This window comes from Clostridium sp. LXY-7 (genome assembly GCF_056172015.1).
This window is the reverse complement of the sequence record NZ_JBLLJL010000002.1, coordinates 162,823-175,086: the sequence shown is the minus strand read 5'-3', so window position 1 is coordinate 175,086 and position 12,264 is coordinate 162,823. Positions and strand designations below refer to the sequence as shown.

General features: G+C 30.5%; 11 protein-coding genes. 3 read left to right on the top strand and 8 right to left on the bottom strand.

Annotation, left to right across the window (positions count from 1 at the left end; translation table 11 throughout):
- Window positions 1-29: 29 nt before the first annotated feature.
- Complete coding sequence (locus ACI48Q_RS07860) at window positions 30-434, bottom strand: peptidoglycan-binding domain-containing protein (RefSeq protein ID WP_474918530.1); 405 nt, start codon at window positions 432-434, stop codon at window positions 30-32.
- A gap of 802 nt (window positions 435-1,236) precedes the next feature.
- On the opposite strand from ACI48Q_RS07860, the gene ACI48Q_RS07855 reads away from it, so the two are divergent.
- The gene (locus tag ACI48Q_RS07855) at window positions 1,237-1,824 is read left to right on the top strand and encodes a GrpB family protein (protein WP_474918529.1); all 588 of its coding nucleotides are present in this window, start codon (window positions 1,237-1,239) and stop codon (window positions 1,822-1,824) included.
- A 292-nt stretch (window positions 1,825-2,116) separates the two neighbouring features.
- The gene (locus tag ACI48Q_RS07850; RefSeq protein ID WP_474918528.1) at window positions 2,117-2,668 is read left to right on the top strand and encodes a GNAT family N-acetyltransferase; all 552 of its coding nucleotides are present in this window, start codon (window positions 2,117-2,119) and stop codon (window positions 2,666-2,668) included.
- 391 nt (window positions 2,669-3,059) lie between these two features.
- On the opposite strand, the gene ACI48Q_RS07845 is transcribed toward ACI48Q_RS07850, so the two are convergent.
- The 5 genes from ACI48Q_RS07845 to ACI48Q_RS07825 all read right to left on the bottom strand — a co-directional run bounded on the left by ACI48Q_RS07845 (window position 3,060) and on the right by ACI48Q_RS07825 (window position 7,853).
- Complete coding sequence (locus ACI48Q_RS07845) at window positions 3,060-3,287, bottom strand: hypothetical protein (protein ID WP_474918527.1); 228 nt, start codon at window positions 3,285-3,287, stop codon at window positions 3,060-3,062.
- 1 nt (window position 3,288) lies between these two features.
- The gene (locus ACI48Q_RS07840) at window positions 3,289-5,199 is read right to left on the bottom strand and encodes an FtsX-like permease family protein (RefSeq protein ID WP_474918526.1); all 1,911 of its coding nucleotides are present in this window, start codon (window positions 5,197-5,199) and stop codon (window positions 3,289-3,291) included.
- Complete coding sequence (locus tag ACI48Q_RS07835) at window positions 5,199-5,951, bottom strand: ABC transporter ATP-binding protein (protein ID WP_474918525.1); 753 nt, start codon at window positions 5,949-5,951, stop codon at window positions 5,199-5,201. Before ACI48Q_RS07835 ends, ACI48Q_RS07840 begins: the two co-directional genes overlap by 1 nt.
- Window positions 5,952-6,162: 211 nt before the next feature.
- On the bottom strand, window positions 6,163-7,014 hold the full coding sequence (locus ACI48Q_RS07830; protein WP_474918524.1) for an ATP-binding protein: 852 nt from the start codon (window positions 7,012-7,014) through the stop codon (window positions 6,163-6,165).
- 170 nt (window positions 7,015-7,184) lie between these two features.
- A complete protein-coding gene (locus tag ACI48Q_RS07825; protein ID WP_474918523.1) occupies window positions 7,185-7,853 on the bottom strand; it encodes a response regulator transcription factor in 669 nt (222 codons plus the stop codon).
- Between the two features lie 335 nt (window positions 7,854-8,188).
- On the opposite strand from ACI48Q_RS07825, the gene ACI48Q_RS07820 reads away from it, so the two are divergent.
- Window positions 8,189-8,440, top strand: a complete 252-nt coding sequence (locus ACI48Q_RS07820) for a ground-like protein (protein ID WP_474918522.1) — start codon at window positions 8,189-8,191, stop codon at window positions 8,438-8,440.
- A gap of 249 nt (window positions 8,441-8,689) precedes the next feature.
- On the opposite strand, the gene ACI48Q_RS07815 is transcribed toward ACI48Q_RS07820, so the two are convergent.
- Both ACI48Q_RS07815 and ACI48Q_RS07810 read right to left on the bottom strand, forming a co-directional pair.
- On the bottom strand, window positions 8,690-10,453 hold the full coding sequence (locus tag ACI48Q_RS07815; protein WP_474918521.1) for an ABC transporter ATP-binding protein: 1,764 nt from the start codon (window positions 10,451-10,453) through the stop codon (window positions 8,690-8,692).
- Window positions 10,450-12,180, bottom strand: coding sequence for an ABC transporter ATP-binding protein (locus tag ACI48Q_RS07810; protein WP_474918520.1), 1,731 nt, complete (start codon window positions 12,178-12,180; stop codon window positions 10,450-10,452). Before ACI48Q_RS07810 ends, ACI48Q_RS07815 begins: the two co-directional genes overlap by 4 nt.
- Window positions 12,181-12,264: the final 84 nt, after the last annotated feature.

The window sequence follows — 12,264 nt, the reverse complement described above, 5'->3', positions numbered from 1 at the left end:
CTTTTTAAAGCTATTTTATTTCATTTATTCTATTTATTAGATGCTACGTCCATAATTACTTTCCAAGTTACTGGGTCAACTATTCCATTTACCTCAAGTCCGTATTTTTCTTGTATTTCTTCAACTGCTTCTTGTGTTTTAGGGCCGAACACTCCAACTGCATCCAAATCCCTATATCCTATACCAATAAGGGAACATTGTAAATGTTGCACATCCCTAGTAACGACTCCTCCATCCACATCTCCAGGACGACATGTTCTATAAAAGTATGGTACGAAACCCTCATTTCTAGGTTCCATATCGCAATAACCATCTGTTACAACACATCCACCTGGTAAAAACCCTTGATTTTCATCAGTAGAAGCCTTTGCTGGAACTGTTAAGATACTAGTAGCCATAACTGCTGTTAAAGCTGCAATTGCAAACTTTTTCATAGTAATCCTCCTTTTAAAAATATAATTTTCTAGGCATTCCTTAACGCCCAATTGCATTATATCCTTCTTTAGTAATATGCTCAATGATTGAATCCCTGCAAATTTTTGAATTTACATGTATAAAACAGGAATGTATTACATTTATTACATATTTCTCATCTTTCATACTTTTATCTCAATTTATTGAAATTGACTTTTTAAGTTTAATAGCCTTTAAGTAATATAAAAGTCTCATAATTATTGTTCGGATTATGTTGATTCTTTCCACAGTTATAGGCTTCTAAGCTCTAAATTCAACTTAATATTAGGTAATTTATAGCATAAATTAACGAATAAATTTTATTTTAACTAGAATTTGATTCGCTAAAAATTAACTTATTATTCATTCTGAGTTCATAATTTCTCTAGAACTAGGTTTATATAGCAAAGCTTTATGATATCTTAAAATGTGTTCCTGCAATTCATATTAGTCTAATAAGATAGTTTTTTGAATTTTATGTAATATATAAGTTGCAATTAAGTTTGTACATAATACAATTTATATATTAAAATTCCAAAATAATTGCTGTAAATAGCTATATGCAATTTACAAATTTGTTATCATTGAAACACAAAGATATAGAAAGAGGTAAGCAAGTAAAAACATTGTATAAGATAGGGCATTTGTATTTATGCAATCTATTTAAATATAGAATTGCTATGCAAGTAATTACAATTTATGTATAATTAATATAAAACCAACAAATAATTATTTTAGATGTGGAAGTAAATATTATTTATATTTTCTTCAATGGAGGGTTATATGGGAAAAGAATTGTCAGAAATGACACTGAAAGAGTTGTGGGAGTTATTTCCCATCATCTTAAAAGAACATAATACAGATTATAAAAATTGGTATGAAATTGAAAAAGGAAAACTTTTAAGTTGTATTGATAAAAAGAATATCATACGCATTAATCATATAGGAAGTAGTGCAGTTGAAGGATTGATTGCTAAGCCAACAGTGGATATTTTATTGGAATTAGCTAATGAAAGCAATATTGAACAATTAACAGATTCACTATTATCTAATGGTTGGCTATTGATGTCATCACAAAAAAATCCATCTATGGAAATGGTATTTAATAAGGGCTATACAAAAGAAGGATTTGCAGAAAAAGTATATCACTTGCATGTTCGCTACTACGATAACTGGAATGAATTGTATTTTAGAGACTATCTTATGAAGCATGAAGAAGTTGCTAAGGAATATGGTAAACTTAAATTAACACTGATAAAAAAATATGAGCATGATCGAGATGGATATACAAATGCTAAATCTGATTTCATTTTAAAATATACAAAAAAAGCAAAAGAAGAATATGCTGGCAGATATAGCCCAAGAAAATGAGCTTAATCCTTAAAAAATGTCTATTTACAATGAATATAAACTAGTATATAATTAAGAGTTAAAACTTTCTTAATAATTACTTCTCTTACAATAATTATATTTTATCTTAAAAACCTCTAACTTGCAAGAAAATATAAGTATATTTAAGTATACATGTGCATTTTTATCAACAGTTTATAAGTCTATATGATGCCAACATTTATGACATTTAGAATTGTTGAAAAATAATGCTATAATCTTTTCATATAAGAACGTTTTTATATTATTAGATAATATATTTAGGAGGAATTTTATGCAGAAAGTTTATGAAACAGAACGCCTTGTATTGAAAGTGTTGGACAAGACTTATGCAGAATTAGTTTTAGACTATTATTCAAGAAACAAGTTATTTTTAGAAGAGTGGGAACCTAAAAAGAGTGAAAAATTTTATACAAAGTCCTATCAAGAAGAACAGTTGGACAAAGAATTAGTTAATACCGAAAATGGTAATTCATTTAGAGTATGGATTTTCAAAAAAGATAATGATAGAAAAATAATAGGTTCTGTTGGCTTTACTAGCATTGTAAAAGGTGCTTTTCTATCCTGCTATCTTGGTTATAAATTAGATCACTCTGAAATTAATAATGGCTATATAACCGAGGCAATCCAAAAAGGTATCCATATTATGTTTAACGAATTTGAACTACACAGAATCGAAGCCAATATCATACCTAAAAATAAGCGCTCTTTAAGAGTTGTTGAAAAATTAGGATTTTATAACGAGGGTTTGGCATATAAATATTTAAATATAAATGGAAAATGGGAAGACCATATACATATGGTTTTATTAAACGAAAAAATGTAATAAAGGATTTTTCACAAGGCGCTTCTATATAGGTTACAATCAAAATAAAGCCAGCTAAATAGAGCTATATTATCAAAGCTTTATCTAGCTGGTTCTTATAATTTATATTTATTTAGGCTTTGTTTTAAATGGTTGTTGATTTTAGAACTACATATTATTACTCACAAACCGTTTCGAAAGCCTGATTTACTAAGGCTCTATTCAAGTAAAAAGCTAAAATACAACAACTCGCTTCTCTCGAACAAGTTGTATTTCTTAACGCTTTTTTCTTTCATATAGCCTAAGTAAATCTAATCTTCCTGCAAATGGTTTGCTTCGCAATAATATGTAGTTCATTATCAACACTATTTTAAAACAAAGCCTTTATTTAAATAGCTTACTGTGACCTCCATTAAATAGTTATCCCTGGAAACATTAAGTTTTTTTCCACTTTCTTATAGCTAAATGATTTATATAATTCCACTGCATGCTTATTTAATTCCCACACCTCAAGTCTCGTTTTATTTAACCCATTTGACAGAAGATAGTGAAATATATTCTGATTTAGCAAACTTTTTATTTGCTTATCGTCCGTTACTTCTTTATGAGAATCATTGACTCCTAAATTATTCCTAAGCATTTTACACTCTAACTATATTTTTAAATGTTTTCATTGAAATAATTGCACTAACTCCAAATATAAGTATACTTACTAATACACTTATTATATAAGTACTATTTAAATCTATAGCTAGAAAACCTCCTAGGGTTTTTATAGCAACGTAACTATGAACTAGCCCTATTATTACTGGTATTATATAAAATAATGCAACCTCTTTATTTATAGATTTTCTTAACTCTTTATTAGATGCTCCAATATTTAATAATACTTTATACTTATTTTTGTCCTCATTTGCATCACTGTATATCTTAATATAGATTATACTAGCTTCCGCTAAGATAAATACTAAGAATAAAAATGCTCCTATGGCATAAATACCCTTCATCCATTCAATTCTTTTACTTTCATATAGCCCTAGTGTGGCATTGGTTTTCTCTATATCAATATATTTACTTAATTCCTTTGTGATAGACTCTAGTTTTTTCATATTAAGAAGCTCTTCTTCATTAGCTATCTTGATTCCATAGAAATTAACTAATTCACTATTAGCTTTTATTTTCTCATAATTTTCATCATTCACAACAATAGTTATATAGTTTAATCCTGAACCAAATGTACGTAATCTAAGGTTACTTTCACTTACCTTAAACTTAATATCATTTACAATGACATCATTATGAGTATACAAACTAGCTATAGTTCCTGGTCTCTGTATAAAAATTGCTTGCTCTCCCGCAACCATACTCTCGTTTATTTTACTTAAACTTCCCTCATTGCCATTAGTCTTTAAAATATCCACCAACTGATTATAAGATAGCACTACATAATCCTCATTATTGTAAGCTGATACATCTTTGAGAGTTTCTTTAGCTTTTAAAACTTCAGTATTTAACTCATATTTTTCTTCTCCAATACTAGATAAAACTCCTTTAATCTCTTCTTTATTTGTTATTTCATTTGGTGAAGAGAAAGCTATTGAATACAATCTATTATTCTCGTCTGATTCGTCATAGGACGTCTTCATTGCAACGGATGTGCCCAACACTGTTACTGTGCATGCTGTAAGAATTGCTATAGTTGCATAGGTTGTATAGTTTTTCTTTAATCTATAAGCTAAATTGTTAATAGTTATTATGTTTTCTCCATTATATAAAATAGCTTTTCTTCTAAGAAAGAAATTGAACACCACTGGTAACAGGGTTCCAAATAATCCATAAGTACCTACACAGACTAAAATCAATGTTTTAAATGAATTCATCTTATCCTTAAGTATTAAATAATATCCAATTATGATTAGTACCAATGATATAAATGAAACTATGTATATCTTCCAATCTATCTTAGGCATTTTTTCTGTTTTTTTGCTGTCATTTAAAAGGTCTATTACATTACTTCTAACAATGCTTATGAAGCCTTTTATACTCATAAATAAAAATATTCCAAGAAATGTTAGCACTGTATATAATATTGAGTTTACTGTTACGTTAAAAGTAATATCTATATGAAATTCAGCTAACTTAAATACTATCATTTGAAAGAATTTAGACAGTGCAACCCCTATGCCTGTACCAAGTAAACATGAACTCAATCCTATAAGCATAATTTCAATAAAATAAATTTTACCAATGGTAGCGGAATCTAATCCCATAAAAGTATAAATACCTATCTCTTTTTTTCTATTCTTTAAAAATATGTTTGATGAATACCATATAAAGAAAAACATGAATATTACAAGGATGGAGGTTAACATATTTAGTAGAAGTTTTGTATACTCTTCATTTAAATCTCCCAAATACTGCAGTGCATTTCCATCCATCAGTATCATAAAATTGCTTAGTATAACTACTGAAAATATCATTGAAATAAAAAACATGGTATATACTTTTATATTATTTTTAAAATTGTTATAGGCTATCTTGAAAGTGCTCATTACTTAGCACCTCCTAAAGATGCTAATAAGTCTATTATCCTTCCATAAAACTCTTTTCTATCATTTCCCTTATTCAATTGACATTTTATTTCTCCATCACTTAATATATAAACTCTATCTGAATAGCTTGCACATACTGCATCATGAGTAACCATTATAATGGTTGCCTTCTCTTCTTTGTTTGCCTTATTTAAGCATTCTAATAAATCTGAAGATGACTTTGAATCTAGTGCACCTGTGGGCTCATCTGCAAATATAACTTTAGGCTTTGTTATTAATGCTCTAGTAGCAGCCCCTCTTTGTTTTTGTCCACCTGATAGCTCATAGGGATATTTTTTTAAATGCTCCTTAAGTCCAAATAAATCTGCAATTTTTATAACTCTGTTCTCTATATCCACACTTTTTTTCTTACCTAAGGCAAGAGGTAATGCTATATTATCCATTAAGTTCATATTGTCTAAAAGGTTATAGTCTTGAAATATAAAACCTATATTATCCCTTCTAAGTTTAGATAACTCTTTATTTTTAACTTTAGTTATATCCACTCCATCTAGTATTATCTCACCATTAGTTGGCTTATCTAAAGTAGATATTAAATTTAGTAAAGTACTTTTTCCAGCTCCAGAAGGACCCATTATAGAAATAAAATCTCCTTCATTAACTGTAAGTGAAACCTTATTTAAAACTCTATTTCTAAAGCCTTTAATTCCATACTCTTTACTAACATCCCTTAAATTCAGTATTTCTTTCATTCTTTTTTCCTCCAATATAAATACAATTATTTTTTTCATGTGCCTTAATTTAATTCTAATAGTTTTTATATTGGTTTTCCTTCACTTAAAGTTACTTTTAAAGCTCTAACATTACATTTTGGTAACATTGAAGTTTAACTTCAATATATTTATCAAATTATTGGTTTTGTTTTAATATAATGTGATTAAACCACAAAAATGCTTCATAATCCTAAGTTAAACTTTTTAAATAATCCGATATCTTATAAAATTTTATTTTAAAAATTGTATATTCCCCTTGAATTGATTCAACTTCTATCTTATGTTCAAGCTTTTCTATTATTTTTTTAGAAAAATATAAGCCCATACCTGTAGATTTATATACTGTATTTCTTCCGTTAGTGCCTGTAAAGCCTTTGTTGAAAATTCTATCTATATCCTCTTTTGCTATCCCTATTCCATTATCCGCTACATGAAGCTCTATATACTTTCCTTCATCTTTGGCATAAAATTGCAGTTTTCCATGACTTTTTATATACTTAATAGAATTATTAATAATTTGATCTAAAACATAAGATAACCACTTTTTATCAGTGTAAATATTATAATTTAAATCTTTCATTTCAATCTCTATATTGTTTTTAATAAGAAAAAAAGCATTGTTCTTTACACTTTGTTTTACTATATCCTGTAGCCCTTCTTCTTTAATAAATATATCTTCAGCTGAAGTTGTAGATCTACTTCCATACATAACTGAATTTACTAAGAAATTGATCTTCTCAACTTCATTTCTTACACAATGACTTATAGCTTCATCCTCTATTCTCTCTGATATTATATTTAAAGCACTTATAGGAAGTTTTATTTCATGAACCCATTTAGATATGTATTCTTCCATATCCTTTAGATTTTCTTCATAAAATTTAATGTTTTTATATTTTTCATGATCTTTGTTTCTAATAATATACGCCATTATCTCTTCTTTCAACGAGTCACCATTAATAGCGCTAACTGAAATATCTTTATCTTTCTTCATTAACTCATACAATTCTCTATATATTTTTTTCCATTTGCTATATTCCATAGACAAAAACCCCAAATATATAGCTGAAATAATAAAATCTATATAGATTAAATCTCCTAAATTATCCTTAAAAGTGGTTAGACAATATAAAAATAAATTTACTGCCACAAATATAGTTATGAAGCATGCTATATTTAAGGATTTTTCTTTAATAAATCTTCCTATGTTCATTAAACCATATAACCTATACCTTTCTTTGTCTTAATAAAGTCATCAAGCCCAATTTCCTTAATTTTATTCCTAAGCCTTGTTATATTAACGGTCAAGGTATTATCACTAACGAATTCATCATCATTCCAGAGACTCATCATGAGCTTATCTCTAGATACAACTTTACCCTTACTCTTAATTAAAACAGCCAATATCTTATTTTCGTTTTTAGTTAATTCTATAGTATTATCTCCGTATTTAAAGGTACATTTTTCTATATCTAAAACTGCATCCTTATAATAAATTATAGAATCACTTCCTGTGTAATCATAGGTTCTTCTAAGTAATGCATTTATTTTAGTTATTAGTACTTCTATGGAAAAAGGCTTTGTTATATAGTCATCTCCTCCTTTATTAATTCCCATAATTAAATCCATATTAGAATCTCTTGAGGATAAAAATAGAATTGGTACCTTTGAAACTTCTCTAATTTTTTCACACCAATAAAAACCATCATAATAAGGTAAGTTAATATCCATTATTACTAATTGTGGCTTCTTCTCTATGAATTCTTTTAATATGTTATGAAAATTTTCTACTAAAGTTACTTTAAATCCCCATTTATTTAATGATAAGGACAATTCCTTTGATAAATCTAAATCATCCTCTACTAATAATAGTTCTTTCATATCTTCTCCTTTTTTCTTTGAATGCTAAATAAATTATTGTATTTAGTACATTATATAATAAAAAGCAACCACATGAAAATATATGTTCTGCAACCTTGATTTACTAATTCTATATTCAAGAAAAAAGCTAAAAACACCAACTCGCTTATTAAATTATTTACATGTACTATTTTAATAATGTATATACTGTCTCAAAACTTTAATATCTTCATATCATAATATCAGGATAGATTTTTTAGTCAAAGATATTTTATTGATGTATTCAAGATTCATTTTATATTACATACTCCCAAAACATAAGTTTAGGAGTAAATATAAAAAGTGAGGTAATATATATGAGTAGTCATAGAAGACGTCATTCTAATTGTGGATGTTGTTGTGATACACATTCATGCTGTAACAGATGCCAAAACTCTTGTTTTACAGGATTTACAAATTGTAATTGCAATTCTAATTGGGGTTGTGATGGTGGTAATAATCAATGGTTATTATGGCTATTACTAAATAATTGCGGTTTCGGTGGTTTTGGAAACAATTGTGGTTTCGGTGGTTTTGGAAATAATTGCGGTAGACGAGGATTTTTCTAGTAATAATTTAATGCATTTTCACCCTTGGGGTGAATCATAAATTTAATATAAAGAGACACCTGATTCGTTAAAATACTATTCAGGTGTTTGTTCATTTAGCTAAGGCAATAAGCAATGGCATTAATATAAAAGATAAAACAAGGAAAGGTCATAATCAGGATAAATTCCTATTATGACCTTTTTACTATTTCTCTTCTGAAAAGAATTAGATGACCATAGGTCAGCCTAATAAATCCACGAAGAGTATTATCAAGCCATATCCAAATCCTCAAATTGCGAATGATACAACTGCTGATAATATCCCTTCTTCTCCAACAGCTCATTGTGAGTTCCCTGCTCCACTATATTTCCATCATTCATCACCAGGATTAAGTCTGCATTTTTAATTGTAGACAATCTATGGGCAATTACAAAGGAAGTTCTGCCCTTCATAATATTTCGCATAGCATCCTGTAGCTTTTGTTCTAGCCTTGTGTCTACTGAGCTAGTAGCTTCATCCAAAATCATGATAGGAGGGTCACATAGAACGGAGCGGGCTATGGTTAAAAGTTGTTTTTCTCCTTGGGAGATGTTACTGGCCTCTTCATTCAGTATCATGTTATAGCCTTCTGGTAATGTAGTAATAAAGTGATGGACATTTGCCACTTTAGCAGCACTTATGATATCTTCTTCACTGGCGCCGTCTTTTCCATAGGCTATATTTTCTTTAATACTGCCCTTAAAGAGCCAGGTATCCTGAAGAACCATTCCGAATTTTGCTCTCAGGTCATCACGTTTCATATGGCGGATATCTATACCATCTATCTTGATAGAGCCACCAGTGACATCATAAAATCTCATCAGTAGGTTGATTAATGTGGTTTTTCCTACCCCAGTAGGACCTACTATGGCAACCATCTGACCACTTTTTACCTCTACATTTAGATCGTGAAGCAAAGGTTTTTCCTTTGTATAAGAGAATTCTACATCCTCAAAAGACACATTACCATGCACTTCTTTATCTTGTTTTATAATACCTGCTTCTTCCGACTCTTCTTCTTCATTCAGGAATTCAAAAACTCTGTGCACTGCTGCTACAGAGGACTGGATTGCTCCAGATAGCTGAGTGATTTGGGACATAGGCTGATTTACCTGCCAAATATAACGGATAAACGCCTGGAGCTGTCCTACAGAAATTGTGCCCGCAATGGCATAAAATGAGCCTGCAATAGCTACTGAACCAATTCCAATATAAGTGACAAAGGTTACAAGTGGAGACATTAAACCACTAATAAACTGGGCTCTAAAACCATTTTTACATAGTTCTTCATTTGCATTCCTGAACTCCACCAATGTATCTTCCTGTTTACCAAATAATTTAATTTCATTAAAACCAGTGAACTTCTCTTGTACAATACCATTTAAGTGTCCTAAGGCGTTCTGCTGTTTTTGAAACAGTGGTTGAGATTTCTTTACAATTACCTTGGATATGATAACAGAAGCTCCTATAATTGCTACTGAAGACAGCGCCATTACCCATTGAATTTTAAACATCATAAATACCGCAAGACTCAATCCTAAGATAGCATTTAAAATCTGAGCAAAGCTTTGCTGAAGTGCATTAGAAATAGTCTCCATATCGTTGGATACACGGCTCAAAGTATCTCCTAGAGCATTTCTATCAAAATATGCAATTGGAAGCCTTCTAATTTTACCTTCCACATCATTTCTTAAATCCACCATAGCGCTTTGAATTGCATCAGTCAATAAAAACTGATAAGCACAGTTACTTAACGCTCCTGCCGCATAGACACCGACTAAAGTTATGATAATTTTATTGATTTTTGTAAAATTAACCCTATTTCTTGCCGTAATATCGGAAAATAATTGAGTGGTAATCATACCTTCTAAAGTTGGGCTTAATGCAATCAAGCAGGAAGCCACAATAATTAATAATATTGCTGTAATAATCTTTATCTTATATTTCTTCAAATATGGAATCAAACGCTTAATACCCGTATTTTTATTTTTCATCGTTCTAATTCCTCCTTTGACATCTGGCTAGCTGCTATCTCATAATAAATATTACAGTCCTTTAGGAGCTGCTCATGAGTTCCCATACCAACCATTTTTCCTTCGTTCAATACGATAATTTTCGTAGCATCCATAATTGAGGATACTCTCTGGGCCACAATCAAGGTAACGGCACCTACAGTTTCACTTTTTAATCTCTTTCTCAATTTAGCATCTGTTTTAAAATCCAATGCAGAAAATGAGTCGTCAAATATGTAGATATCCGGTTTTCTTACAACTGCCCTTGCAATGCTTAGTCTCTGTTTTTGCCCCCCAGATACGTTGCTTCCTCCCTCTTCTATGATTTCCTCAAATCGCTCTGGCTTATCTGCTATAAAATCATAAGCTTGGGCAACTTTTGCACTGTGCTCTATTTCAGATTGCACAGCATCATGTTTTCCATAACGGATATTTTCATTAATACTGCCGGAAAATAGCAAGGCTTTTTGGGGAATAAAACCAATTTTTTCACGCAATGACATTAAATCGTATTTCCTAACATCTACTCCGTCTACTTTAATACTGCCTTCACTGATATCATAGAATCTAGGAATTAAATTGATTAATGTGCTTTTACCGCTACCGGTACTTCCTATAAAAGCAATGGTGTCACCTTTTTCTGCCTGAAAACTTATGTTATGTAACACAGGAACCTCACCATCAGGATATTTGAAGGTCACGTGGTCAAATTCTAAGGTTCCGCTTTCGTCTCCATGAGTTACTGCATTTTCTGGATTTTTGATAATAGGATCTTCTTCAAGTAGCTCCTGAATACGTCTGGCACTGATTTCAGCACGAGGATACATGACGAATACCATAGAAAACATCATCATAGAAAACATGGCATGGAACATATATTCTTGGAATGCCACTAATTTTCCCACCTGTAGCGTTCCTGCATCAATCATACCACTAGACAAGATAAATACAATTGCAACCCCTAGATTTAATAGCAGGAAGAAAGCTGGTTGTGTAACGGACATCAATTTAAATAACTTTTTTGCATTAGATGCATAATCTTCGTTGGCTTCAGAAAATCGCTCGGTTTCGTAGCGGTCTTTTCTGAATGCACGAATAACTCTAACACCAGTTAAATTCTCCCTTGTGATCTGATTTAACCGATCCATTCCCTTCTGTTGTCTAGTACTGATTGGGTTACTGGTCTTAGCAATCAGATATACTCCAAAGCAGATAATTGGAATACAGCCTCCAATGACCATAGACAAAGTCAGGCTAGTCTTTATTACCATAAACATGCTGATTAAAATCATCACTGGCGTTAAAAGTGCCAGTCTAAGTAGTACATTAATAAACTGCATCAGAATAAAAGCATCATTGGTGGTTCTGGTAATCATACTTGATACACCGAATTTATTATATTCTGTATGAGAAAATTCCTGGGCTTTCTTAAAAATGTCATTCCTGATATCTCTTGTAATTGATGTACTAACCTTGGAACTACAATAGGCCAGTACAATATTTCCAATACCTCCGATAACAGCCACCGTCAGAATGACAATACCCAACTTATAAATATAAGCTCTATCGTTCAATACAATGCCTCGGTCTATCATATTAGAGACAATTGTAGGAATCCCAAGCTCTGCTGCCGCAAATCCAAGCACAGCTAGTATGTTGTAGAATACATACAGCTTATACTTTTTTAAATACTGTAAAATTAACTTCATATTCAACCTCTCTTTTGTTAGTGATTTTTTCTAAAATCAAACCTTGTTTTTTCCGTCAATATATACTATGATAAACTATAATGT

Coding starts and splice junctions, on each gene's coding strand:
- ACI48Q_RS07860 (WP_474918530.1), bottom strand. CDS start 434: ATGAAAAAGTTTGCAATTGCAGCTTTAACAGCAGTTATGGCTACTAGT.
- ACI48Q_RS07855 (WP_474918529.1), top strand. CDS start 1,237: ATGGGAAAAGAATTGTCAGAAATGACACTGAAAGAGTTGTGGGAGTTA.
- ACI48Q_RS07850 (WP_474918528.1), top strand. CDS start 2,117: ATGCAGAAAGTTTATGAAACAGAACGCCTTGTATTGAAAGTGTTGGAC.
- ACI48Q_RS07845 (WP_474918527.1), bottom strand. CDS start 3,287: ATGCTTAGGAATAATTTAGGAGTCAATGATTCTCATAAAGAAGTAACG.
- ACI48Q_RS07840 (WP_474918526.1), bottom strand. CDS start 5,199: ATGAGCACTTTCAAGATAGCCTATAACAATTTTAAAAATAATATAAAA.
- ACI48Q_RS07835 (WP_474918525.1), bottom strand. CDS start 5,951: ATGAAAGAAATACTGAATTTAAGGGATGTTAGTAAAGAGTATGGAATT.
- ACI48Q_RS07830 (WP_474918524.1), bottom strand. CDS start 7,014: ATGGAATATAGCAAATGGAAAAAAATATATAGAGAATTGTATGAGTTA.
- ACI48Q_RS07825 (WP_474918523.1), bottom strand. CDS start 7,853: ATGAAAGAACTATTATTAGTAGAGGATGATTTAGATTTATCAAAGGAA.
- ACI48Q_RS07820 (WP_474918522.1), top strand. CDS start 8,189: ATGAGTAGTCATAGAAGACGTCATTCTAATTGTGGATGTTGTTGTGAT.
- ACI48Q_RS07815 (WP_474918521.1), bottom strand. CDS start 10,453: ATGAAAAATAAAAATACGGGTATTAAGCGTTTGATTCCATATTTGAAG.
- ACI48Q_RS07810 (WP_474918520.1), bottom strand. CDS start 12,180: ATGAAGTTAATTTTACAGTATTTAAAAAAGTATAAGCTGTATGTATTC.